Below are 25,359 nucleotides of genomic sequence, written 5' to 3' on the forward strand. Positions count from 1 at the left end.
GGATTTCAAATGCCCAAACGTACCGACCTAAAATCCATTCTAATCATCGGCGCCGGCCCCATTGTGATCGGCCAAGCCTGCGAGTTCGACTATTCCGGCGCGCAAGCGTGTAAGGCTTTGCGCGAGGAAGGCTATAAAGTCATTCTCGTCAATTCCAACCCTGCCACGATTATGACAGACCCCGAAATGGCCGATGTTACCTATATCGAGCCGATTATGTGGCAGACGGTGGAAAAAATTATCGCCAAAGAGCGCCCCGATGCGGTGCTGCCGACCATGGGCGGCCAAACGGCGCTGAACTGTGCGCTGGATTTGGCGCGCAACGGTGTGCTGGCGAAATATAACGTCGAGTTGATCGGCGCAACGGAGGACGCGATCGATAAAGCGGAAGACCGCGGCCGTTTTAAAGAGGCGATGGAAAAAATCGGCCTCTCTTGCCCGAAATCTTTTGTGTGCCACACCATGAACGAAGCGCTGGCGGCGCAAGAACAAGTGGGCTTTCCTACGCTGATCCGTCCGTCGTTTACCATGGGCGGTTCGGGTGGCGGCATTGCCTACAATAAAGACGAGTTTTTGGCGATTTGCGAACGCGGTTTCGATGCCTCGCCCACGCATGAGTTGCTGATCGAGCAATCGGTGCTGGGCTGGAAAGAGTATGAAATGGAGGTGGTGCGCGATAAAAACGACAACTGCATCATCATCTGTTCGATTGAAAACTTCGACCCGATGGGCGTGCATACCGGCGACTCGATTACGGTTGCCCCCGCGCAAACGCTTACCGACAAAGAATACCAAATCATGCGCAATGCTTCGTTGGCAGTGCTGCGCGAAATCGGCGTGGACACGGGCGGCTCGAACGTTCAGTTTGCCATCAACCCTGAAAACGGCGAGATGATTGTGATTGAGATGAATCCGCGCGTGAGCCGTTCTTCGGCGCTGGCTTCCAAAGCCACGGGCTTTCCGATTGCGAAAGTGGCGGCGAAACTGGCGGTGGGCTTCACGTTGGACGAACTGCGCAACGACATCACCGGCGGCCGCACGCCCGCGTCTTTCGAGCCTTCGATTGACTATGTGGTTACCAAAATCCCGCGTTTTGCGTTTGAGAAATTCCCGGCTGCCGACGACCGCTTGACCACGCAAATGAAATCGGTGGGCGAAGTGATGGCGATGGGCCGCACGATTCAGGAGTCGATGCAGAAAGCCCTGCGCGGTTTGGAAACCGGTTTGTGCGGCTTTAATCCGCGCAGCGACGATAAAAACGTGATCCGCCGCGAGCTGGCCAACCCCGGCCCCGAGCGCATTCTGTATGTGGCCGATGCGTTCCGCGCCGGTTTCAGCAAGGAAGAAATCCACGAAATCTGCGCGATTGATCCGTGGTTCTTGGCGCAGATTGAAGATTTGGTTCAAGAAGAGCAAAAGGTTTCAGACGGCCGTCTGAACGATTTGGATTTTGCCACGCTGCGCCGCTTGAAACGCAAAGGTTTTTCCGACAAGCGTTTGGCACAATTGTTAAACGTGAGCGAAAAAGAAGTGCGCGAACACCGCTACGGCCTGAAGCTGCACCCCGTGTACAAGCGCGTGGATACTTGCGCGGCGGAATTCCAATCCGACACGGCTTACCTCTATTCCACTTACGAAGAAGAATGCGAAGCGAGGCCGTCTGAAAACAAAAAAGTGATGATTCTCGGCGGCGGCCCCAACCGCATCGGCCAAGGTATCGAGTTCGACTATTGCTGCGTACACGCCGCGCTGGCGCTGCGCGAATCGGGTTTTGAAACCATTATGGTGAACTGCAACCCCGAAACCGTGTCCACAGACTTCGACACTTCCGACCGCCTCTACTTCGAGCCGCTCACGTTGGAAGATGTGTTGGAAATCGTGCGCACCGAAAACCCGTGGGGCGTGATTGTGCATTACGGCGGCCAAACCCCGCTGAAACTGGCCAATGCTTTGGTGGAAAACGGCGTGAACATCATCGGCACGTCTGCCGATTCGATTGACGCCGCCGAAGACCGCGAACGCTTCCAAAAAGTGTTGAACGATCTGGGTTTGCGCCAACCGCCCAACCGCACCGCGCGCAACGAAGAAGAAGCGTTGGTGCTGGCCGAAGAAATCGGCTATCCGCTGGTGGTGCGCCCGTCTTATGTGTTGGGCGGCCGCGCCATGCAGGTGGTGCATTCTGCCGAACAGTTGCAGAAATACATGCGCGAAGCCGTGCAGGTTTCCGAAGACAGCCCCGTGCTGCTCGATTTCTTCTTGAACAATGCCATCGAAGTAGACGTAGATTGCGTTTCAGACGGCAAAGATGTGGTGATCGGCGGCATCATGCAGCACGTTGAGCAGGCCGGTATCCACTCGGGCGATTCGGGCTGCTCGCTGCCGCCATACTCGCTTTCCGAAGAGATTCAAGACGAAATCCGCCGCCAAACCAAAGCGATGGCTTATGCGCTGAACGTGGTCGGCCTGATGAACGTGCAATTTGCCGTGCAAGACGGCGTGGTGTTCGTGCTGGAAGTGAACCCGCGTGCTTCGCGTACCGTGCCGTTTGTTTCCAAAGCCACTTCCGTGCCGCTGGCCAAAGTGGGCGCGCGCGCGATGGCAGGCATCAGCCTGAAAGAGCAAGGCATTGAAAAAGAAGTGGTTCCGGATTTCTATGCCGTGAAAGAAGCCGTGTTCCCGTTCATCAAATTCCCCGGTGTGGATACCATTCTCGGCCCCGAAATGCGCTCCACCGGCGAAGTAATGGGCGTGGGCGCAACCTTCGGCGAAGCCTACCTGAAAGCCCAACTCGGCGCGGGCGAACGTATGCCTGCCACCGGAAAAGTGTTTATCGCCGTGCGCGACGAAGACAAACCGTTAATCATGAAAACCGCCAAAAACTTCCAAGCTCTGGGCTATGGCGTATGCGCCACCCGCGGCACCGCCGCTTATCTGCAAGAGCAAGGCGTAACCGTGCAAGTGGTGAACAAAGTGCCGGAAGGCCGCCCGCATATTGTGGATGCGATTAAAAACGGCGAAATCGCCTTAGTGGTCAACACCGTAGGCAGCGACGTGCAATCTGTGGCCGACAGCCACAGCATCCGCCGCACTTCGCTCACCCAGCGCGTGCCGCAATACACCACCGTGGCCGGCGGCGAAGCCATGAGCGAAGGCGTGAAAAGCATGAATGCCCTCGGTGTGTACAGCGTGCAGGAATTGCACGGAAGGTTGAAGAAATAAACTGTTAACACAGTAAGATAAAGGCCGTCTGGAAACGATTTTTATGTTTTCAGACGGCCTTAAGCATGTTTGAAATCGGTGTTGATGCTGAAAAGGATTGGGCAAGGATAGACGGTAGGGGGAAATATATAACGTCCCTACGGAGGTTGTTTGTTGGGCGGAAGATGTTTTAGAGAAAGGTGCGGCTTGTTTTAACCTAAGGTGATTAGGCTTGCTTTGGCGAAACCCGCTAAGCGGGTTTTAGCGAAGCTCACTTTCAGACGGTCTCAGGTGTTTTAATGCTTTACCTGAATTGCGCAAAGTTCTCAGCTTGTGTAGAAAAGACAAATGTTGGCTTCAAGGTAATAGTAATAGATGAGGCATGACTGACCATTACCTTGTGATGCCTGCCTTTGAATGTATTGAGGCCGTCTGAAAAATGGTTTCAGACGGCCTCAATATTGCTTTTGTGCAAACTGCTTAGTGTTTCAAAGCAGAATTAATCCAGATTGCCCAAAACAATCCGCAGCATACGGCGCAGCGGTTCGGCGGCGCCCCATAACAGCTGATCGCCTACGGTGAACGCGCTGATGTATTCGCCGCCCATGCCCAGTTTGCGGATGCGGCCTACGGGTACGCTTAATGTGCCGGTTACTTTGGCGGGGGTCAGCTCGGTCATGCTGGCTTCTTTTTGGTTGGGGATTACTTTTACCCAATCGTTCGCTTCGGCCAGCAGTTTTTCGATTTCTTCCAACGGCAGGTCTTTGGTGAGCTTCAATGTAATGGCTTGGCTGTGGCAGCGCATCGCGCCTACGCGCACGCACAGGCCGTCGATAACGATGGGGTTGCTGCTGCGGCCGAGAATTTTGTTGGTTTCCACGCCGCCTTTCCATTCTTCTTTCGATTGGCCGTTGCCTAAATCGGCATCAATCCACGGAATCAGGCTGCCGGCGAGCGGTACGCCGAAGTTGGCTTTGGGGTAGCTGTCGCTGCGCAGAAAATCGGATACTTTGCGGTCGATATCGAGAATTGCACCGGCGGGGTCGGCCACTTCGGCTTTGACTTCGTTGTGGATGGCGCCCATGCCTTCAATCAGTTCGCGCATGTTTTTTGCGCCCGCGCCCGATGCGGCTTGGTAAGTCATGCTGGTGGCCCATTCGACCAAACCGTTTTGGAACAAGCCGCCCAGCGCCATCAGCATCAGTGATACGGTGCAGTTGCCGCCGACGTAGTTTTTCACGCCTTTTTGCAGGGCTTCGTCGATAACGTTGCGGTTAACGGGGTCGAGAATGATGACGGCATCGTCTTCCATGCGCAGGGTAGAGGCTGCATCAATCCAGTAGCCGTTCCAGCCGCTGTCGCGCAAAGGTTTGAATACGGCTTTGGTGTAATCGCCACCCTGACAGGTAACGATGATATCCATTTTGGCCAGTTCGTTAATATCGTTGGCATCCAAAAGGGTTTTGGCTGCTTGGCCGAAATCGGGGGCGGCACCGCCTACGTTGGAGGTGGTGAAAAATACGGCTTCGGGGATGTGTGAGAAATCGTTTTCTTCCTGCATGCGCTGCATCAACACCGAACCGACCATGCCGCGCCAGCCGACGAATCCTACTTTCATTCTGTGCTCCTTAGCAAAAGAAAAAAATTGTTTACAAAATCGTTAACATTATCAAAGTAGCGTTTTAACGCCGAGGGCAATAAAAGTAAAGGCTTTTTTGTGGTAATGTGTTAAAAATGCAGCCGGAGTGCATAAACTTAGCCTGTTGAGGCGTTTATTGTTATTGCTAATGTCCGGGTTAAGTTTATCGGCTCTCTGTTTTTTGTTTGTTTTTGACTGTTTAACGGAGCATTTCTATATGAATAAAAACGATCCCAGCAATGTGCATCAGCCTTCCGAGGAAGTGGTTGACGTGGAAATCGCTTCGGCGGGAAGCCGCATTGTTGCTTATCTTTTGAACACCTTATTGACCATTTTGGTTTATATGCCGCTTTTCTTTGCTGTGTTGTGGCCGTTGATGCCGTTGCTCAGTGCAGACATGAGCGAGCAGGAAATGGAAAATGCCCTGGCGACGGTGGAGTGGGGAGGTATAGGAATCGCCTTCGGCCTGTTGGTACTGTTGGTTTATACGGTTGTGCAGTGCTGGATGATGAGCAAGCACGGCCAGTCTATCGGTAAAAGAATCATGAAAATCCGCTTGTTGAAAACTGACGGCACTAATCCCGGCTTTTGGTATGCGGTGATGGTGCGCGAAGTCGGCTTTAATATCGTGCTGGGTCTGGCGTCAACGGTTGCGGCTTATTTGCTGGCGTTTGTAGCGGGGCGGGACAGTTTGGTGGCCGATTATATTGCGAACTCGCTGTCGTTTATCGTGTGGCTGGTTTGTTTAGCCATGATGTTTGAGCCTAAGAAAAACCGCCGTACCTTGCAGGATTATTTTGCCAATACTGTGGTGGTGCGTGTGCCGGAACGATAAAAACGACACGCAGACATTTTCGGGTTGAACCGGAGCGTTTAGCCCGAAATTTGTTCTGTCTGAACGGTGGATTTGAGCTGGAAAATGAAACGGCAAATAAAAAAGACTTGGTGTAAAAACCAAGTCTTTTTTGTTCTGTGGTGGAGGTAAGCGGGATCGAACCGCTGACCTCTTGCATGCCATGCAAGCGCTCTACCAACTGAGCTATACCCCCGAAATTTGGTGGCGAATCAGGGACTCGAACCCCGGACACAAGGATTATGATTCCTCTGCTCTAACCGACTGAGCTAATTCGCCGTTTCGTGAAAGCGTGATTATACGGTTTTTTTTCGGTCAGGCAACCGATTTGCGGTATTTCTTTTGTTTTTGTTTGATTTTTATAGGAAAAAATATCAATTTATTGTGTGTGAACAACATGGGGGCCGTCTGAAAACCACATGCCGCTTGTTTGCCATGCTTTTTTCAGACGGCCTCGTATGCGCTTTGTATTCACAATTTGTGACAGATGTCGCCAAACATAAAGGCTTGCCAGTCAACATCAATGCCGCGCCCGAAGGCGATGACTTTAAACAATTCGCCCATTTCATGCTGGCCGACCAGTTTGTGTACGGCGGCGGTTTCGCGGATATAGTCGGCGGAATCGGGCGCGGCGGTTTGTGCCAGCATTTCGGTAATGCCGAGGTTGAGCAGAAAATTGGCTTGGGTGGTGTAGCCGATTAAGTCCAGTCCGGCATCGGTGCCTGCCAAAGCGATATCGGTAAAGTTCACATGGGCGGTCAGGTCGGTGAGGCCGATGTGGAAAAACGGGTCGTGTACGGTGTGGTGGCGGTAGTGGCCGATGAACGTGCCCATGTGCCGTTGCGGGTGGTAATACTGGGCGGCATCGAAACCATAATCGACAAAAATCATGGCGCCGCGCACGAGTTTTTCGGCAAGGGTGCGGATAAAGGCGTGTTGGGCGGGGTGCAATTCACTGGTGTACGGCTCGGACGCGGGGAAGTATTCCGCGGCGGCTTTGAGCAGTTCTTCTTGCACCAGAGGGCGGGCGGTTTGGATAAACGATTGGTTTTCTAAAGACACGCCTATCTGCCAAAAGCCGCCGTGTTCATGTTTAATGATTTCGCAAGGCATGGCATCCAGCACTTCGTTGCCGATGATGATGCCGTCGAAGGTATCGGGAAGTTCGGTAAGGTGGATAACTTTTTCGACAGCATGGGGGGCTTTTTTCAGAATATGCTGTTTTTGCCGTTCGGCTAATTCATTCGATATTTCAATAATGTAGTAGTTGCTAAGGCCGTCTGAAAGCTGTTGCAGCAGCGTGGCAGCCAACTCGCCCGTGCCTGCGCCGAATTCGTAGATGTTGCCTGCGGTTTGCGGCAATAGGGCGGCGATTTGGCGGGCTAAGGTTTGGCCGAATAGCAGAGACAAGGTCGGAGCGGTAATGAAGTCGCCTGCCGCGCCGATTTTGTGTGCGCCGCCGGTGTAATAGCCGTAGTGCGGGGCATAAAGAGCCCGTTCCATAAAACGGGAGAACGGAATGAAGTTACCGTTTTGGCGGATTTCTTCGGCAATCAGATTTTGCAGGGCCTGGGAGGAGGCTGCGGCTGTTGCGGAGGGGGCGGGCAATTGCAGGTTCATGAATGTTAGATAGTGTAAATTTTAAACGTAAGCGGGCATATTATAGCGCGTATAGAAATAGCGTGTTTTGCGTGGTGTTTTTACTAAATGTAGTAGTTTATGAAATCGAACTACACTATATGTAGTGTTTTATGCACTTATATATCTTTTTCAAACGGTCTGCGGGCCACTTTTTTTAGGGGTAAGTGTTTGTCTGAAAGGTTATTTTTTCGGAAAAGCCGATTTGACCGTATCTGCAAAATTTCATATAGTGTGGGCATGTGGGGCAATGTGTGTCAAAGTGTCTGATTTGCCCGATTTTATTGACGGAGTGGGATAAAGTGTTTGGTGGCGTTCACGAGTTGAGCATAGACAGCAAAGGGCGGTTGGCGATTCCTGCCAAGTTCCGCGAGCTTTTGCTGCGCCATTACACACCGGCCGTGGTGGCAACGCTGGATTCGCGCAGCCGCCTGCTGATTTATCCCGAGCCGGAATGGGGCAAGGTTGCGGAGCAGTTGTTGTCGTTGAAGGTGGCGGGCAATCCGACTTTGCAGCGCTACCAAAATCTGCTGCTGCACAATGCCGATACGTTGGAACTGGATACCGCCGGCCGCGTGCTGTTGCCTACCAATTTGCGCCGCCGTGTGGATTTCGATAAAGAAGTAACATTGGTCGGCCGCGCCAACCGCTTGGAGCTGTGGGGTCGCGAACATTGGGAGGCCGAGATGAATCAGGCTTTGGATATTGACCCCGACGAGCTGGCCTTCCAATTAAGCCAAACGGATTTACAGCTGTGAGTATTTGTGAACCTTTACAGCATGTAACCGTGCTGCTGCATGAAGCGGTTGATGCTTTGAATATCCGCCCGAACGGTATTTATGTGGACGGCACATTCGGCAGGGGAGGGCATTCCCGCCTGATTTTGTCGAAGTTGGGCGAAGAAGGCCGCTTGGTGGTTTTCGACAAAGATCCGCAGGCCATTGCGGTGGCAAACGAATTGGCGGTGCAAGACAAACGCGTGAGCGTGGTGCACAACGGTTTCGCTACTTTTCAGACGGCCTTAGACGAACTGGGCATTGCCGAAATCGACGGTGCATTGTTTGACTTGGGCATTTCGTCGCCGCAGATAGACGAAGCGGAGCGCGGATTCAGTTTCCGCTTCGATGCGCCGCTGGATATGCGTATGGATCCCACGAGAGGGATGTCGGCAGCGGAATGGATTGCCGCAGCCGACGAACAGGAATTGCACGAGGTAATTAAGAATTATGGTGAAGAGCGGTTTAGTCGCCAAATTGCGCGCGCCATTGTTTCGCAACGCGAAACGGCACCCATCGATACAACCCGCAAGCTGGCGCAGCTCGTGGCGCAAAACGTCCGTACTCGTGAGCGCGGTCAAGATCCGGCGACCCGGACGTTCCAAGCCGTTCGGATTTTCATCAACCGTGAGCTTGAAGAAGTAAAAGAAGTTTTGCCGCAGGTTACAGGCCGTCTGAAAGAGGGCGGCAGGCTGGCTGTGATTGCGTTTCATTCGCTGGAAGACCGCATTGTGAAGCAGTTTGTCAAGCAGTATTCGCAGCCTCCGCAGCTGCCGCGTTGGGCGGCGGTGAAAGAAGCCGATTTGCCGCAGCCGCCTTTGAAAGCGGTGGGCAAGGCGGTTAAGCCAAGCAAAGAAGAAACCGCCGCCAATCCGCGCGCACGTTCGGCCGTATTGCGTGTGGCCGAGCGCACAAGCGGCAAGTTTGAAGTACAACAGGCCGTCTGAAAAGGCAGATGCAGTCGGAAGGCCGTCTGAAAAAATATGAATAAATTGAATGTGATTTTGCTGGTGTTGGCATTGTTGTCGGGTTTGGCGGTGGTTACCGTGCAAGACCAGTCGCGCCAATACTACATTTCGCTGGATAAAGCGCAAAAGCATGAAATCCAGCTTGAACAGGATTATGCGCGTTTGAAGCTCGAGCAGGCCAAGTTGTCGAATCATAAATTGATTAAAGAAGCAGCCCAAAAACAAAAATTACAGCCTCCGAGCGCAGCAGACACCCGCATGATTGAAATGAAGTAAATAACAGCACGGCAAGTTGCTGAAATAAAAAAGAGAAGTTGCTATGTTAATCAAAAACGAATATAAGCCGCAGATGCTGTCTAAGCAGCCGAAGGCCAAGAACCCCGTTTCTACCAACGGGCGGATTGCTTTTGTGCTGGGCGGATTGGCATTGGCTTTCGCGGCATTGGTGGGCAGAGGCGTGTATCTGCAAACCACCCAACATGAATTTCTGAAAAATCAGGGCGACCAACGTTTCGTGCGTACCATCACCCTGCCTGCGTCGCGCGGCACGATTACCGATCGCAACGGTGCAACGTTGGCTTTGAGCGCACCCACCGAATCGCTGTATGCCGTACCTTCCGGCATGGATATCCAACCGACCGGCGAGCAATTGGCCAAACTTTCCGCCTTAATCGGCGTGCCGGTTGAAACCATCGAAGCGCGTTTGGCGAAGAAAGACAAAGACTTTATTTATCTGAAACGCCAATTGAGCAAAGAAACCGCCGATAAAGTGGCCGCTTTGGGCATTAAAGGTTTGGCGTTCCAAAAAGAATCCAAACGCCATTACCCGATGGGCAACCTTTTTGCCCATGTGATCGGCTTTACCAATATCGACGGCAAAGGCCAAGAAGGTTTGGAGCTGGCGCGCGAAGACGATTTGCACGGCAAAAACGGTGCCAAAGTGGTGCTGCGCGACAATAAAGGCAATATCGTCGACAGCCTCGATTCTCCGCGCAACCGCGATCCGCAAAACGGCCACGATATGGTGATGTCGCTCGACCAACGCATCCAAACGCTGGCCTACGACGAGCTGAACAAAGCCGTTAACCACCACCGTGCCAAAGCGGGCAGCGCCATTGTGCTGGACGCGCAAACCGGTGAGATTTTGGCATTGGTGAACAGCCCCGCCTACGACCCGAACAATCCGGGCGAAGCGGGCAGCGAGCAGCGCCGCAACCGCGCCGTTACCGATATGATCGAGCCGGGTTCGACCATGAAACCTTTCCCGATAGCCAAAGCCTTGGATGCCGGCAAGGTGAATGTGAACACCCTTCTCAACACCCATCCTTACAAAATCGGCCCTGCCACTGTGCGCGACACCCATGTGTATCCTTCATTGGACGTGCGCGGCGTGATGCAGAAATCTTCCAACGTCGGCACCAGTAAGCTGTCGGCCATGTTCAAGCCTGAAGAAATGTACACGTTTTATCAGAGCTTGGGCGTAGGCCAGCGCATGCATTCGGGCTTCCCCGGCGAAACCCCGGGCTTGTTGCGCAAGTGGCAAAACTGGAAACCGATTGAGCAGGCTACCATGTCATTCGGCTACGGTTTGCAGTTGAGCCTGCTGCAACTGGCGCGTGCCTACACTGTTCTGACCAACGACGGCGAACTGCTGCCGGTGAGCTTTGAAAAACAAGTGGCTCCGCCCAAAGGCGTGCAGGTTATCAAACCCGAAACCGCCCGTGCGGTGCGTAACATCATGGTTTCCGTTACCGAAAAAGGCGGCACTGGCACTATGGGTGCGGTGGACGGCTTTGATGTCGGCGCGAAAACCGGTACGGCACGCAAACTGGTTAACGGCCGTTATGCCAGCGACAAACACGTTGCCACCTTTATCGGCTTCGCCCCTGCCGACAAACCGCGTGTGATTGTGGCGGTAACGGTGGACGAACCGACGGCCAACGGTTACTACGGCGGCGTGGTGGCCGGCCCCGTGTTCAAAGGCATTATGAGCGGCAGCCTGAATATTCTCGGCGTATCACCTACCAAACCCTTAAAAGATGTACCCGTTCAGACGGCCTCCAAAAATTAAAGAGTAAACAATATGTTCAGCGACTTAGTTCCTTTAGCTGAAACCGACTTACCGCCCTTGCTGTGTGAAAACGCAGCAGGGCGTTTGTTGCATTCAGACAGCCGAAAAATCAAACCCGGCGACATATTCATCGCGTGCCAAGGCGAATATACCGACGGACGCACCTATATTCCCGCAGCCATCACCAACGGCGCGGCTTTTGTTTTTTGGGACGACGACGGCAAATTCGAGTGGAATCCCGAATGGAACGTGCCCAATCAAGGCATCAAAAACCTGAAAACCCGCGCCGGAATCGTAGCCGCCCAAGTGTACGGCAATCTTTCAGACGGCCTCAAAGTTTGGGGCGTAACCGGTACCAACGGCAAAACCTCCGTTACCCAATGGCTGGCGCAAGCAGCGGATTTGCTGGATGAAAAATGCGCCATCATCGGCACCGTCGGCAACGGCTTTTGGGGCGAATTGCAGGAAGCCACCCACACCACGCCCGACCCCGTATCCGTGCAAACCCTGCTGTATCAGTTCAAACAACAAGGCGCAAAAGCCGTAGCGATGGAAGTCTCCAGCCACGGCCTCGACCAATTCCGCGTTAACGGCGTGCCTTTTCAGACGGCCGTGTTCACCAACCTCACCCGCGACCATCTCGACTACCACGGCAGCATGGAATCCTACGGCGAAATCAAATCCCGCCTGTTTTACTGGCAAGGTTTGCAACACGCTGTGATTAATGTGGACGACCCGTTCGGCGCATCATTAGCAGGCCGTCTGAAAACAGAACGCCCCGAATTAAACGTGTACGGCTACGGCTTTGCAGAACAGGCCGACATCCGCATCACCCGATTTACCGCCTCTTCAGACGGCATGACCGTGCAGCTCGACACCCCGTGGGGCAGCGGCGAAGTCAAAACTCGCCTGCTTGGTCGCTTCAACGCCCAAAATCTCGCCTCATGCGTCGGCGTATTGTGTTCGGCAGGCTACCCGTTGGCCGAAGTATTGCGCGTGCTTGCCCAAATCTGCCCCGCCACCGGCCGTATGGACTGCATCATGAACACCGGCAAACCGTTGGTTGTCGTCGATTACGCCCACACCCCCGATGCCCTCGAAAAAGCGCTTGCCACCTTACAGGAAATCAAACCGCAAGGCGCAAACCTGTGGTGCGTGTTCGGCTGCGGCGGCAACCGCGACAAAGGCAAACGCCCGCTGATGGGCGCGGCAGCCGTGGCCGGTGCAGATAAAGTCGTCGTAACCAGCGACAACCCGCGCATGGAAGAGCCGGCCGACATCATCAACGACATCCTCCCCGCCGTGCCCCAACCCGAACACGTCGAAACAGACCGCCGCACGGCCATCGAATACGCGGTTAAACACGCCGCCGCCAACGACATCATCCTGATTGCCGGCAAAGGCCACGAAACCTATCAGGACGTGCAGGGTCAGAAACACTATTTTTCCGATTTCGACGAAGCGCAAAAGGCTTTGGCGGGAAGATAGTTTTGGAAAAGCTCACAAAGTTTGCTTTCAGACGGCCTCTTCCTAGCTAGCAGGCCGTCTGAATGGCAAGAAAGGATGTTAACCACGTGATGTTGAAATATACAGGCAAGATATTGTGCGTTATCGGCTTAATCTTTCTATGGGGTTGCCAAACAAAACACACCGCACGCCCCACCCAAGAATTAGCCGCACTCAGAGCCATGCCCGCGCCCACCGAGCAAAGCCTGATCAACCCCGTGAAAGGCCATTCTTTCGACGACAGTTGGCATGCACCGCGTAGCGGCGGCCGCAAACACGAAGGTGTGGATATTTTCGCCAAAACGGGCACGCCGGTACGCAGCACCACCGCAGGCATCGTGACCAAACTCGGCAAAAACCGTTTGGGCGGCAAAGTGATCGGCATACAAGGCCCGGGCGCGTGGCATTACTACGCCCATTTGGACAAATTCGTCAGCCGCAAACTCTACCGCCGCGTGAAAGCAGGCGAAGTTATCGGCTATGTCGGTAAAACCGGCAATGCCAAAAACACCCGCCCGCATCTGCATTACGGCGTTTATTTGCCAAGCGGTGCGGTGAATCCTTATCCGTTGATTGATCAGAGTAGATAATCTGAATTGGATAAATTTAAGTATTTGAAATAAATATTAGAATAATATAACGGAAGGCCGTCTGAAAATATGTACGAACCGATAAAACCGTGGTTGGATTTTTCTGAGCAGGTCGAATTATTAAAAACAAGAGGACTGGTTATTGATGATGAAGAACGGACGGAAAGATATTTACGCCTCATCGGGTATTACCGGTTGAGCGGCTATTTTCATGTTTTCCGTCAATGGGATAGTCAAGAGCAAATTTTGTTGGATACTTTTCAGCCCGATAGTCATTTTGAGAATGTTTTATCGCTATACCTGTTTGATAAAAAACTGCGTTTATTGGCATTGGATGCTTTGGAACGGATCGAAATGGCTGTGCGGGTGGATATTGTGCATATCTTGGGTAAAAAAGACCCGCTGGCTCATGAAAAACCGGAGTGTTTCGACGGTAAATTTGCTAAAACAATTCAGGCTAATAATGGTAAGACCAAGTATCAGAAATGGTATGAGCGGTTGGAAGAGCTGGTTAGAAAAGCCCGACAAAGAAAAACATCTTGTGTCGTTCATAATTTGCATAAATATGGGCATTTGCCAATTTGGGCAGTGTGCGGGTTGTGGGACTTTGGTGCGATGTCTCGTTTATACGAGGGGATGAAACAACAAGAGCAAAATATCATTGCTCATAAATATGGTGCATTACATGGCGGCGTATTTGCGAAGTGGTTGCGCAGTTTGAATGAAATACGCAATATCGCCGCTCATCATGACCGCTTGTGGAATATCCGTATTGTTCAACAGGCGGCTCCGATTTCTGCAGATGAATATTGGAAAAAACTCGACAATTACCGTCCGTTTTTCTATTTCTGCATCATGCAGCAGATGATGAAAATATTGTGTCCGAACTCCAAATGGGCAGATAGGTTTGATGAGGTGCTGTGTGAATTTCCCGAAGGGGCGGCAAATATCAGCTTGACTGCATTCGGATTGCCGGAAAATTATCGGGAATGGGATTTGTGGAAAAAATAAAGGCCACTACATGCAGAAGCAGAGGTAGCAGCCATTTCGTAGTGAATCTTACGCTGAAATAACGGTGAAATCAACCGAAATAGTTTAAAGCGAAGTTTAAAAATAAGTTTGTTTGAAAAATAAAACATGACTCAAGATGCAATTCTTTACCGAAAAGATAACTTTAAAACCAACATGAAACCCTTAGACCTAAACTTCATCTGCCAAACTCTCAACCTCCCGATGCCGTCTGACAACCAAACCGTCAAACGCATCGTTACCGACAGCCGCGATATTCAAAGCGGCGATGTCTTTTTCGCACTGGCGGGCGAACGCTTCGACGCGCATGATTTTGCGGCAGACGTATTGGCAAAAGGCGCGGCTGCGGCCGTGGTGTCGCGCGAAGATTGCGCCGTGCTGCCGGGTGCGTTGAAAGTGGCCGATACGCTCAAATCCCTGCAAGATTTGGCGCGCGCGTGGCGGGAAAATATCAACCCGTTTGTATTCGGCATCACCGGTTCGTCCGGCAAAACCACCGTTAAAGAAATGCTGGCCGCCGTGTTGCGCCACCGTTTCGGCGAAGAGGCCGTGCTGGCGACGGCGGGCAATTTCAACAACCATATCGGCCTGCCGCTCACCCTGCTCAAGCTCACGCCCGCACACCGCTATGCCGTGATTGAAATGGGCATGAACCACTTCGGCGAATTGGCCGAGCTTACCCGCATTGCCAAGCCCGATGTCGCGCTCGTCAACAACGCCCTGCGCGCCCATGTCGGCTGCGGTTTCGACGGCGTGGGCGATATTGCCAAAGCCAAAAGCGAGATTTATCAAGGGCTGGATTCAGACGGCCTCGCCCTGATTCCCTGTCAAGACCCAAATGCCGCTGTTTTCCAAGCCGCAACACAAGGCTTGAAATGCCAAACTTTCGGTGCGGAAGAGGGCGGTATCCATGCGGAAAATATCGTGTTGAAACCGCTTTCCTGCGAATTTGATTTGGTGTGCGGCAACCAGCGCGCCGCCGTCAAACTGCCCGTGCCCGGCAAACACAACGTCCACAACGCCGTGGCCGCCGCCGCACTCGCCCAAGCAGCCGGACTGAACCTGCAAGAAATTTCAGACGGCCTCGCCGGTTTTGCCAACATCAAAGGCCGTCTGAATATCAAAAAAGGCATCAAAGGCGCAACCGTGCTCGACGATACCTACAACGCCAACCCCGACAGCATGAAAGCCGCCATCGACGTACTCGCCCAACTCCCCGCCCCGCGCGTGTTTGTGATGGGCGATATGGGCGAACTCGGTGAAGACGAAACTGCCGCCATGCACGCCGAAGTGGGCGCATACGCACGCAACAAAGGCATCGAAGCGGCCTATTTTGTCGGCAACGACAGCGCACACGCAGCGGAAACCTTCGGCGGCAACGGCCTGTGGTTCGCCGACAAAGACCCGCTGATTCAAGTGCTGGCACACGATTTGCCGCAAGAGGCGAATGTGCTGGTAAAAGGCTCGCGCTTTATGAAGATGGAAGAAGTGGTTGAGGCGTTGTTGGCAACAAATTTTTGAATGCCTGTCTGAAAGGGATTTTATGATGAACCGTTATGTGAAAATTGCTTTATTATCGGTGGCGCTGATTGTTGCGTTTGTTGCCGGTATGCATTTTCAGGCCTATCTCTATGAAGATCTGTGTTTGGATATGGGCGGCGGCAGAAATCCGGGCAATGCGCCGATTTGTGTGATTGACAGCGATACCTATAAAGAAAGGTATGGCGATAGGTAAATGTACATGCCGTCTGAAATAAGTGTTTGTCACTATTTATTTTTAAGGATTATAAAATGATGCGTTTATGGTTTTTGGGCAGCTTGCTGTTGGCGCTGAATGCTTTTGCAGCCTCCGCGCCATTGCCCGAAAAATTATTACAACAGATCGGCGCGGAACAGCAACGTGTTGCTGCTGCCATAAAGCATGCTTCAACCGGGCAGGCAGACAAGCTGTATGTCAGCCATCGGAAAAATATGGAGAACTTTATCGGCAGGTTATCGGAATCGGAACATGATGTATTGATGAACTATCTTGATAAGTATTTTATTTATAATGAAAAAATACATGAATATAAACCTACTGCCGCCATCGTTGCCCGTCAAAAACGTTTAGCGAAGTATGATTTGGAATATTGGGATGTGGGTGAAGGCTTGGCAGACATCCGCACGATTCCGAAATATTACAAAGAGCGTTTTAGCAAAAAAGTCAGCCCTGTTTACCGCGATTACATTGAATTGCTTGCCGAGCATGATAAAGAGCTGGTGTTTAATGATGCCGCAATTGCTATTCCGTGGTCGCAACTTGGCAAACGAACGGCTGATTGGGAAAATTATTTAACTAAATACCCTACCGGCCCTGAAAAACGGTCAGCCCGTTGTGCCCATCTGATTTATCAGGAAGCATTTTTAGTGGGAGCGGATAACACCGGCATCACCCACGATGATGCGGGGCAAAAACTGACGAAAGAGGTCAAAAATGCTTGGCGGCAATTTAGCCGGGCTTACCCAAAAAGCGCTACTACGGCACTGATTGCCCAAATACAGAAGGCTCCTCCTTACAATAAAAGGGCACGTGATATTCTTGAGAAGCAGCACAAAAAGCAAGGTATAACCGAAACGGTAAAAAGTAATTGCTGGCAACAGGTATCTTTATAGATTTGGCGTTGCTGATGATTTCTAACGCTAAATACACACACATTGGAAATGTTTCGGCGATTCATTTTCAGACGGCCTAAGCAATACAAAAACACGACAACAAACAAAAAAGGAAGTAAACCCCATGTTTCTATGGTTAGCCCATTTCAGCGACTGGATTTCCGCGCTGAACGTTTTTCAATACACCACATTCCGCGCCGTGATGGCGGCATTAACCGCATTGGCATTCTCGCTATTGCTCGGCCCGTGGACGATCCGCAAGCTTACCGAGTTGAAAGTCGGCCAAGCCGTGCGCCACGACGGGCCGCAAACCCATCTGATTAAAACCGGCACGCCTACGATGGGCGGCTCGCTGATTCTCACCGCGATTACCGTATCTACCCTGCTGTGGGGCAATCTCGGCAACATCTATATTTGGATTCTGCTGCTGGTGCTGCTGGCTACCGGCGCGCTGGGTTTTTACGACGATTGGCGCAAGGTGGTTTATAAAGACCCGAACGGCGTGTCGGCGCGGTTCAAAATGGTGTGGCAGTCGGGCGTAGCATTGGCCGCAGGTTTGCTGCTGTTTTATGTGGCGCAGAACTCGGCCAACAATATTCTGATTGTGCCTTTCTTCAAACAAGTCGCCTTGCCGCTGGGCGTGTTCGGCTTTGTGGTGTTGGCTTATCTCACCATCGTCGGCACGTCCAACGCCGTGAACCTTACCGACGGCTTGGACGGCTTGGCCGCTTTCCCCGTGGTGCTGGTGGCGGGCGGTTTGGCGGTTTTTGCCTACGCCAGCGGCCACTCCGAATTTGCCGCCTATTTGCAGCAGCCGTATGTGGCGGGCGCGAATGAAGTGGTGATTTTCTGCGCGGCCATGTGTGGCGCATGTTTGGGCTTTTTGTGGTTCAACGCCTACCCCGCGCAAGTGTTTATGGGCGACGTGGGCGCGCTGGCTTTGGGCGCGGCACTCGGCACCGTGGCGGTGATTATCCGCCAAGAGTTCGTGCTGGTGATTATGGGCGGCTTGTTTGTGGTGGAAGCCATTTCGGTGATGCTGCAAGTGAGCTGGTACAAACGCACGAAAAAACGCATTTTCCTGATGGCGCCGATTCACCACCATTACGAGCAAAAAGGCTGGAAAGAAACGCAGGTCGTGGTGCGCTTTTGGATCATTACCATCGTGCTGGTGCTGATCGGTTTGAGCACGCTGAAAGTGCGTTGAGGCCGTCTGAAAAGATATGACACAACAAACCCTCTACAACTTATTGGGCGGCGAAGCGGGCGTGCAGGAACTGACCGACCGCTTCTATGATTTGATGGACTTGGAGCCGCAATACGCCGAACTGCGCGAACAACACGGCGAAACGCTGGATTATGCCCGCGAACGTCTGTTCCAATTTTTAAGCGGCTGGCTAGGCGGCCCGCCGCTGTACGAGCAGGCGCACGGCCATCCGCGCTTGCGCCAGCGGCATTTTCCTTTTGCCGTAAGCATGAACACGCGCAACCAATGGATCGCTTGTTTCGCCCAAGCCTTGCAGGAATTGTCGGTCAAACCCGAATGGGCGGAACCTCTGTTGCTGCGCCTGTTTGTGTTGGCCGACTGGATGCGCAATCAAAACGAACCGGAATACGCCCCGCCCATGCCGCCGATGGCGGGGAATCCTGAAGATAGGCTGGCGGAGTTGGTGGCGGTGTTGAAGGTATTTGGGGTAGCAGGGTTTTTTGAGGCCGTCTGAAAAAATTGATCGATATAAAAATAGCGCGTCATACTCGGGCTTGACCCGAGTATCTCCCAAATATCAGGGAGAGGTATTTCAGACGGCCTTGCAGATAACAAGATATTCGGGTCAAGCCCGAGTATGACGGACATATTCAGAGTAACAAAATGAACTGGCAAAACAAAAAAATCCTAGTGGCCGGCTTGGGCGGCACGGGTGTTTCGATGATTGCGTTTTTGCAGCGGCAGGGCGCACGGGTGGCGGCTTATGATGTCTGTCTGAAACCCGAACGCGAGGTGGAATTGAAGCAGCGGTTTAACGGCTTAAGCTGCTATACAGGCCGTCTGAAAGATGCTTTGGTACACGGCTTTGATATCCTCGCCCTCAGCCCCGGCATCAGCGAGCGCACGCCTGAAGTCGAGGCATTCAAGCAAAGCGGCGGCGTGGTGTTGGGCGACGTGGAAATTTTGGCGCACGAGTTGAAAGGCAAAAGCGACAAAATCATCGCCATCACCGGTAGCAACGGCAAAACCACCGTTACCAGTTTGGTCGGTTATCTGTGCGAAAAATGCGGGCTGGACACCGTGGTGGCGGGCAATATCGGCACGCCCGTGTTGGAAGCCTATATGCAGCGCGGCGGCAAAGCGGCGGACGTGTGGGTGCTCGAGTTATCCAGCTTCCAGCTTGAAAATACCGACCATCTTGCCGCTGATGCTGCGGTGGTGCTGAATATTTCCGAAGATCATCTCGACCGCTACGACGACCTGCTCGACTACGCCCATGCCAAAGACAAAATCTTCCGCGGCAGCGGCGTACAGGTGCTCAATGCCGACGACGCGATGTGCCGCGCCATGAAACGCCCGAACCGCGACATCAAATGGTTTTCATTGGAAGGGCAGGCCGATTATTGGGCGGACGTTCAGACAGGCCGTCTGAAAGCCGGTGCAAACGATTTGCTGGACACCGCCGCCATTCCCCTGCAAGGCTTGCACAACGCGGCAAACGTGTTGGCGGCTTTGGCTTTGTGCGAAGCCGTCGGCCTGCCGCGAACCGAATTGCTGCAACACATTCAAACCTTTAAAGGCCTGCCGCACCGCGTGGAAAAAATCGGCGAGAAAAACGGCATCACGTTTATCGACGACAGCAAAGGCACCAATGTCGGTGCCACCGCCGCCGCCATTGCCGGTTTGCAAAGCCCGCTGGTGTTGATTGCGGGCGGGCAGGGCAAAGGGCAGGACTTCACGCCCCTGCGTGCCGCGCTGCACAACAAAGCCCGCGCCGTGCTGCTGATCGGTGAGGACGCGCCGCTGATCCGCCGCGATTTAGCCGATTGCGGCGTGGACTTGATTGACTGCGCAACGCTGGAAGAAGCCGTTCAGACGGCCTACAAGCTGGCGCACAGCGGCGACATCGTTTTACTCAGCCCGGCTTGCGCGAGCTTCGATATGTTCAAAGGCTACGCGCATCGGGCGCAGGTGTTTGTGGAGGCGTTTGAGGCGTTGTGAGGTTTTTCAGACGGCCTGATGGTTTGAGGCCGTCTGAAAAAACGTGCAGTACGGAAAAGTGCTTGCCTGCGCCGAAATCGCACCGCTTATCTGAACGCTAATGATGAGCTGTCTTGCTTTGCCCATAATGAATATCCCGGCTCGGTTTCGAGCGGTTTAATCAGAAAGGAAAACGGGTGGAGCAGGCAAGTCGTCAAGATCATCAAGAAATAGTGCCGGATAAGTTGAATTATCTGCCTTTGCTATGGCCGATGTGCTTGTTTGGCGGCCCCATAGGTGCAATAGGTGTTATGTTGGTAATCAGCATAGTTGGGCTGGGTTCGTATAAGGAATGGTTCGATTTTTCTGTTGTCTATATTTTAATATTAGGTTGGATTATCGGCTTTATCCCATCTTTGTTGACGTGGTTTATGGTTTATACGTTTCGGTTACACCGTGGCAGAAAAGGCAGCCTATTAATGGCATTGTTTGGGGGATTGGTGTCGCTGGTGTTTGGTCGGCTCTTTTTTGGTTCTTATGGAGTGATAGTTTTGGGTCTGGCAGGTTTATTAAGTGCAGCGGTACTTTCAGCTTTTCTGCCTAAACACACACTCGTATTTACTGAAATGCCAAATTATGAGTCAAAAAATTAAAAAAACGCTGCTTTGTTTAGGAATGTTGTTTGTGGCTGCCATCGCCGCAGTCTTTTTATTCTGGCTGAAACCGCTGCCGCCCGCCGTGCTGGAAGGCGAGGCCGAGGCCAAGCCGAAGGTGGGTAATTCGGAGCCGCTTCCGGCTTCGGCTGTGATCGACCGTTTGGTGGTTTATAAGGCCAAGCGCCAGATGTGGGCGTATCACGGGGAAGAGTTGCTGAAAATTTATCCGGTGTCGCTGGGTTTTAATCCCGTCGGCCACAAGCAGTTTGAAGGCGACGGCAAAACGCCCGAAGGTCTTTACCGGATAAACGAACGAAATCCGAACAGCGGCTATCATAAAAATCTGGGCGTCTCTTATCCGAATGCCACCGATAAAGCTTACGCCGCCTCACAGGGCAAAGAGTCGGGCGGGCTGATTAAAATCCACGGCCTGCCCAACGGTAAAGGCGCCATAGGCAGACACCATTTGCGGCGCGACTGGACCAACGGCTGCATCGCGGTTACCGATGATGAGGTGGACGAACTCTACCGCAGCGTGGTTTACAATGCGCCCATCGACATCCGCCCATAAGCGGCGGTGCGTTGCCGGTGTGCGGGGGAAATGTTTTAAAAACGAAATAAGGGGCTGACGCCATCTGTTCAGACGGCCTGATGTGTTTGAGGCCGTCTGAAATATTTAAATCCAGAACAGAAACGATTCAAGCAATATGATTACCGAATCCAAAATTCTCGACCGTAAAATTCTGCGCAGCGGGCAGAAATTCGACCATTCGCTGCTGTGGATGGTGGTATTGATGACGGCGTTCAGCCTGATGATGATTTACTCCGCCTCGATTGCCTATGCCGCGCACGACGGCGGCGACAAATGGTTTTATCTCGGCCGCCAAGCCATATTTTTAGGCATAGGCGCAGGCGTGGCGTTGGCCGTGGCGAAAATCCCGCTGAAAACTTGGAAAAAGATGACGCCGTTTATCCTGCTCGGCAGCTTGGTTTTGCTGGTGGCCGTGCTGGTGGTGGGGCGCGAAATCAACGGCGCGAAACGCTGGATTCATTTGGGGCCGTTCAACCTGCAGCCGACTGAGATTTTCAAAATGGCGGTGATTCTGTATCTGTCGAGCTTCTTTACCCGTCGTGCCGAAATTCTCAAGCAGTTTAAGAAAGTGGGTTTTTCCGCCGTGCCGGTGGGTATCGGCTTGGGCTTGATTATGCTGGAGCCGGACTTCGGTTCGTTTGTGGTGGTGACTGCCGTGGCAATGGGGTTGCTGTTTCTGGCCGGCTTGCCGTGGCGCTGGTTCATGATGATGGTGGGCATCGGTTTGGCGAGCATGGTGGCGCTGATTGCCGTTGCGCCGTACCGTATGGCGCGGGTGGCGGCGTTTCTGAATCCGTGGGAAGACCCGCTCGGCAAAGGCTACCAGTTGACCCATTCGCTGATGGCGATTGCCCGAGGTGAGTGGTTCGGCGTCGGTTTGGGCGCGAGTTTGGAAAAACGCTTTTATCTGCCCGAAGCGCATACCGACTTTATTTTGGCCGTGATTGGCGAAGAGTTCGGTTTTGTCGGCATTTTCGTGCTGATTTTCTGCTATGCGTGGCTGGTGTGGCGGGCGTTTTCCATCGGCAAGCAGGCGCGCGATTTGGAGCTGTTTTTCGGTGCTTACGTTGCCAAAGGCATCGGCATCTGGTTGGGTATTCAAAGCTTTTTCAATATCGGCGTGAACATCGGCCTGCTGCCGACCAAAGGCCTGACCTTGCCGCTGATGTCTTACGGCGGTTCGGCCGTCATCATTATGCTGGCCTGTATGGCACTGTTGCTGAGAGTGGATTATGAAAACCGCCTGAAAATGCGCGGTTATAAAGTCGAGGGGTAAAAACGATGAAAACAAAAACCTTTATGTTGATGGCAGGTGGCACGGGAGGCCACATTTTCCCCGCGCTGGCGGTGGCGGAATCGCTGCGCTCGCGCGGGCACCATGTGATTTGGCTGGGCAGCCGCGATTCTATGGAAGAGCGGATTGTGCCGAAACACAATATCCGCCTTGAAACGCTGGCCATTAAAGGCGTGCGCGGCAACGGCCTCAAGCGCAAACTGATGCTGCCGTTTACTTTGTTTCAAACCGTGCAGGATGCGTTGAGAATCATCAAGAAACACCGCGTCGATTGCGTGATCGGTTTCGGCGGGTTTGTAACTTTCCCCGGCGGTGTGGCGGCAAAGCTGGCTGGCATTCCCGTAGTGATTCACGAGCAAAACGCCGTGGCCGGTTTGGCCAACAAACAGCTTTCCCGCTGGGCGCGCCGCGTGCTGTATGCTTTTCCCAAAGCATTTGACAATCCCGACGGTTTGGTCGGCAATCCCGTGCGTGCAGACATCGCCAATCTGCCCGAACCCGCCCAACGCTTTGCCGGCAGGGAAGGCCGTCTGAAAGTATTGGTAATGGGCGGCAGCTTGGGCGCAGACGTATTGAACCAAACCGTGCCGCGCGCTTTGGCTCTGCTTACCGAAAACGAACGCCCGCAGATTTATCATCAAGCCGGTCGCGGCAAACTCGGCAGCCTGCAAAGCGATTACGATTTGCTGAACGTAAAAGCCAAGTGCGTGGAATTTATCGACGATATGGTTGCCGCTTACCAACATGCCGATGTGGTGATTTGCCGTGCCGGTGCGCTGACCATTGCCGAGCTGACCGCAGCAGGCGTGGGCGCGCTGCTGGTGCCGTATCCACATGCCGTTGACGACCACCAAACCGCCAACGCCCGCTTTATGGTAAAAGCCGATGCCGGTTTGCTGCTTCCGCAGTCGCAACTGACTGCCGAAAAGTTGGCCGAAGTATTGTGGGCGTTGGATAGAGACCGCTGCCTCGAGTGGGCGAAAAACGCGCGCACTTTGGCCATGCCGCACAGTGCCGACGATGTGGCCGTTACCGCCATCGCCACCACCATGTAATTCATTTCAGACGGCCTGTGGTTGCTCTTGAGGCCGTCTGAAAAAAATTTCTGCATATTTTCAAACAACCTGAACAGCCTTTTACATTAAACCCATAGCTTCTCGGGCCGCAGGCCATTAAAATGATAACTTTTTATTCCCGTGTAAAACGACACTTGCATCCGCATCGCCGAAAAGCAGGGGATAAAATAGCAAGGCCGTCTGAAACGGTATGTAAAATTCAGGAATAACAACAACATGAAAAACAGAGTTAACAATATTCATTTTGTGGGTATCGGCGGTTCGGGTATGAGCGGGATTGCCGAAGTGCTGCACAATCTGGGTTTTAACGTATCCGGTTCCGATCAGGCGCAAAGTGCGGTAACGCGCCACCTGAGCGGCTTGGGGATTCAGGTGTATCCCGGCCATACCGCCGCCCACGTTACCGATGCCGACGTTGTTGTGATTTCAACCGCCGTGAAGGCCGACAATCCCGAAGTGGTGGCCGCGCACGAGCGCAAAATTCCCGTGATTCCCCGCGCCTTGATGTTGGCCGAGCTGATGCGCTTTCGCGACGGCATCGCTATTGCCGGCACACACGGCAAAACCACCACCACCAGCCTGACCGCATCTATTTTGGCGGCAGCAGACATGGATCCGACCTTTGTCATCGGCGGCAAACTCAACGCTGCCGGTACAAACGCCCGTTTGGGCAGCGGCCAATACATCGTTGCCGAAGCAGACGAATCGGACGCCTCGTTTTTGCATCTCACCCCCGTTATGTCGGTTGTGACCAATATCGATACCGACCATATGGACACTTACGACCACAGCGTTGAAAAGTTGCATCAGGCGTTTGTAACCTTCATCCACCGCATGCCTTTTTACGGCAAAGCCTTTTTGTGCATCGACAGCGAGCATGTGCGAGCGATTGTGCCGCGCATCAGCAAACCTTTCGCGACTTACGGGCTGGACAGCTCGGCCGATATTTACGCCACCGACGTGCGCACCGAAGGCACGCAAATGCGCTTTACCGTGCATGCGAAACACAACGGCACGGAGCCGTTTGAAGTGGTGCTGAATATGCCCGGCCGCCATAATGTATTGAACGCGCTGGCTGCTATCGGCGTTGCGTTGGAAGTAGGCGCTTCCGTAGAAGCCGTTCAAAAAGGTTTGCTCGGTTTTGAAGGCGTAGGCCGCCGTTTCCAAAAATACGGCGAAGTTGCCTTGCCCGGCGGCGGTAAAGTAACCCTGATCGACGATTACGGCCATCACCCCGTAGAAATGGCGGCAACATTGGCTGCCGCCCGCGGTGCTTACCCGAACAACCGTTTGGTGCTGGTCTTCCAGCCGCACCGTTATACCCGCACCCGCGACTTGTTTGAAGACTTTGTGGGTGTATTGAATACTGTCGATACTTTGGTCTTGACCGAAGTCTATGCCGCCGGCGAAGAGCCGATTGTTGCCGCCGACAGCCGCGCATTGGCTCGCGCCGTGCGGGTGATGGGCAAACTCGAGCCGATTTACTGCGAAGACGTCAACGCGCTGCCGCAAACGCTGTTGAACGTACTCAAAGACGGCGACGTATTGCTTACTATGGGCGCCGGCAGCATCAATAAAGTACCGGCGGCATTTATCGAAGAAAGTGCCCGTGCATAAGCAGGCCGTCTGAAAAA

Annotated in this window: 22 protein-coding genes and 2 tRNA genes; 20 read left to right on the forward strand and 4 right to left on the reverse strand. The window is 53.1% G+C overall.

Going from position 1 to position 25,359, the window contains the following annotated elements; genetic code table 11:
- Positions 1 to 9 precede the first annotated feature (9 nt).
- Entirely contained in the window at positions 10 to 3,219 is a 3,210-nt protein-coding gene (gene carB, locus CKV66_RS01830) for a carbamoyl-phosphate synthase large subunit (protein WP_085363925.1), read from the forward strand.
- A gap of 478 nt (positions 3,220 to 3,697) precedes the next feature.
- Here carB and asd read toward each other — a convergent pair whose 3' ends face one another.
- The gene (gene asd, locus CKV66_RS01835; protein WP_085363926.1) at positions 3,698 to 4,816 is read right to left on the reverse strand and encodes an aspartate-semialdehyde dehydrogenase; all 1,119 of its coding nucleotides are present in this window, start codon (positions 4,814 to 4,816) and stop codon (positions 3,698 to 3,700) included.
- 238 nt (positions 4,817 to 5,054) lie between these two features.
- Between asd and CKV66_RS01840 the strand changes: the two genes are divergently transcribed.
- Complete coding sequence (locus CKV66_RS01840; RefSeq protein WP_157739137.1) at positions 5,055 to 5,672, forward strand: RDD family protein; 618 nt, start codon at positions 5,055 to 5,057, stop codon at positions 5,670 to 5,672.
- 138 nt (positions 5,673 to 5,810) lie between these two features.
- Here CKV66_RS01840 and CKV66_RS01845 read toward each other — a convergent pair.
- From CKV66_RS01845 to CKV66_RS01855, 3 genes are all read right to left on the reverse strand, one after another.
- Positions 5,811 to 5,886, reverse strand: a tRNA-Ala gene (locus CKV66_RS01845).
- Positions 5,887 to 5,892: 6 nt separating this feature from the next.
- Positions 5,893 to 5,969 (reverse strand) — tRNA-Met (locus CKV66_RS01850).
- 192 nt (positions 5,970 to 6,161) lie between these two features.
- On the reverse strand, positions 6,162 to 7,310 hold the full coding sequence (locus CKV66_RS01855) for a class I SAM-dependent methyltransferase (protein WP_085363928.1): 1,149 nt from the start codon (positions 7,308 to 7,310) through the stop codon (positions 6,162 to 6,164).
- Between the two features lie 320 nt (positions 7,311 to 7,630).
- Between CKV66_RS01855 and mraZ the strand changes: the two genes are divergently transcribed.
- The 18 genes from mraZ to murC all read left to right on the forward strand — a co-directional run bounded on the left by mraZ (position 7,631) and on the right by murC (position 25,342).
- On the forward strand, positions 7,631 to 8,086 hold the full coding sequence (gene mraZ / locus CKV66_RS01860; protein WP_085363929.1) for a division/cell wall cluster transcriptional repressor MraZ: 456 nt from the start codon (positions 7,631 to 7,633) through the stop codon (positions 8,084 to 8,086).
- Between the two features lie 2 nt (positions 8,087 to 8,088).
- Entirely contained in the window at positions 8,089 to 9,051 is a 963-nt protein-coding gene (rsmH, locus tag CKV66_RS01865) for a 16S rRNA (cytosine(1402)-N(4))-methyltransferase RsmH (RefSeq protein ID WP_095197898.1), read from the forward strand.
- 36 nt (positions 9,052 to 9,087) lie between these two features.
- Positions 9,088 to 9,348, forward strand: a complete 261-nt coding sequence (ftsL, locus tag CKV66_RS01870) for a cell division protein FtsL (RefSeq protein ID WP_085355564.1) — start codon at positions 9,088 to 9,090, stop codon at positions 9,346 to 9,348.
- Positions 9,349 to 9,391: 43 nt separating this feature from the next.
- Entirely contained in the window at positions 9,392 to 11,143 is a 1,752-nt protein-coding gene (locus tag CKV66_RS01875; RefSeq protein WP_085363931.1) for a peptidoglycan D,D-transpeptidase FtsI family protein, read from the forward strand.
- A gap of 12 nt (positions 11,144 to 11,155) precedes the next feature.
- A complete protein-coding gene (locus tag CKV66_RS01880) occupies positions 11,156 to 12,631 on the forward strand; it encodes a UDP-N-acetylmuramoyl-L-alanyl-D-glutamate--2,6-diaminopimelate ligase (protein WP_085363932.1) in 1,476 nt (491 codons plus the stop codon).
- Positions 12,632 to 12,720: 89 nt separating this feature from the next.
- Positions 12,721 to 13,239 carry a M23 family metallopeptidase gene (locus CKV66_RS01885; protein ID WP_197697459.1) on the forward strand — a complete coding sequence of 173 codons (519 nt, stop codon included), beginning with the start codon at positions 12,721 to 12,723 and terminating at the stop codon, positions 13,237 to 13,239.
- Positions 13,240 to 13,308: 69 nt separating this feature from the next.
- On the forward strand, positions 13,309 to 14,250 hold the full coding sequence (locus CKV66_RS01890; RefSeq protein ID WP_085363933.1) for an Abi family protein: 942 nt from the start codon (positions 13,309 to 13,311) through the stop codon (positions 14,248 to 14,250).
- A gap of 174 nt (positions 14,251 to 14,424) precedes the next feature.
- Positions 14,425 to 15,789: a UDP-N-acetylmuramoyl-tripeptide--D-alanyl-D-alanine ligase gene (locus CKV66_RS01895; protein WP_085363934.1), complete on the forward strand. Its 1,365-nt coding sequence runs from the start codon at positions 14,425 to 14,427 to the stop codon at positions 15,787 to 15,789.
- A 22-nt stretch (positions 15,790 to 15,811) separates the two neighbouring features.
- Positions 15,812 to 16,003 carry a hypothetical protein gene (locus CKV66_RS01900; protein WP_085363935.1) on the forward strand — a complete coding sequence of 64 codons (192 nt, stop codon included), beginning with the start codon at positions 15,812 to 15,814 and terminating at the stop codon, positions 16,001 to 16,003.
- Positions 16,004 to 16,059: 56 nt separating this feature from the next.
- Complete coding sequence (locus CKV66_RS01905) at positions 16,060 to 16,920, forward strand: hypothetical protein (protein WP_085363936.1); 861 nt, start codon at positions 16,060 to 16,062, stop codon at positions 16,918 to 16,920.
- 124 nt (positions 16,921 to 17,044) lie between these two features.
- Entirely contained in the window at positions 17,045 to 18,127 is a 1,083-nt protein-coding gene (mraY, locus tag CKV66_RS01910) for a phospho-N-acetylmuramoyl-pentapeptide-transferase (protein ID WP_085363937.1), read from the forward strand.
- A gap of 16 nt (positions 18,128 to 18,143) precedes the next feature.
- Positions 18,144 to 18,641: a group II truncated hemoglobin gene (locus CKV66_RS01915; RefSeq protein ID WP_085363938.1), complete on the forward strand. Its 498-nt coding sequence runs from the start codon at positions 18,144 to 18,146 to the stop codon at positions 18,639 to 18,641.
- A gap of 149 nt (positions 18,642 to 18,790) precedes the next feature.
- Positions 18,791 to 20,128, forward strand: coding sequence for a UDP-N-acetylmuramoyl-L-alanine--D-glutamate ligase (gene murD, locus CKV66_RS01920; RefSeq protein WP_085363939.1), 1,338 nt, complete (start codon positions 18,791 to 18,793; stop codon positions 20,126 to 20,128).
- Between the two features lie 176 nt (positions 20,129 to 20,304).
- On the forward strand, positions 20,305 to 20,760 hold the full coding sequence (locus CKV66_RS01925) for a hypothetical protein (protein WP_085363940.1): 456 nt from the start codon (positions 20,305 to 20,307) through the stop codon (positions 20,758 to 20,760).
- The gene (locus tag CKV66_RS01930; protein WP_085363941.1) at positions 20,744 to 21,334 is read left to right on the forward strand and encodes a L,D-transpeptidase family protein; all 591 of its coding nucleotides are present in this window, start codon (positions 20,744 to 20,746) and stop codon (positions 21,332 to 21,334) included. The genes CKV66_RS01925 and CKV66_RS01930 overlap by 17 nt, the downstream gene beginning before the upstream one ends.
- A 136-nt stretch (positions 21,335 to 21,470) precedes the next feature.
- Positions 21,471 to 22,631 (forward strand): putative lipid II flippase FtsW, encoded by a 1,161-nt coding sequence (gene ftsW / locus CKV66_RS01935; protein ID WP_085363942.1) that lies wholly within the window; start codon positions 21,471 to 21,473, stop codon positions 22,629 to 22,631.
- Between the two features lie 5 nt (positions 22,632 to 22,636).
- Positions 22,637 to 23,704 carry an undecaprenyldiphospho-muramoylpentapeptide beta-N-acetylglucosaminyltransferase gene (murG, locus tag CKV66_RS01940; protein ID WP_085363943.1) on the forward strand — a complete coding sequence of 356 codons (1,068 nt, stop codon included), beginning with the start codon at positions 22,637 to 22,639 and terminating at the stop codon, positions 23,702 to 23,704.
- Positions 23,705 to 23,941: 237 nt separating this feature from the next.
- Positions 23,942 to 25,342, forward strand: a complete 1,401-nt coding sequence (murC, locus tag CKV66_RS01945) for a UDP-N-acetylmuramate--L-alanine ligase (protein WP_085363944.1) — start codon at positions 23,942 to 23,944, stop codon at positions 25,340 to 25,342.
- Positions 25,343 to 25,359: the final 17 nt, after the last annotated feature.

Origin of the sequence: Neisseria zoodegmatis, from assembly GCF_900187305.1 — a bacterium.
Taxonomy (GTDB): domain Bacteria; phylum Pseudomonadota; class Gammaproteobacteria; order Burkholderiales; family Neisseriaceae; genus Neisseria; species Neisseria zoodegmatis.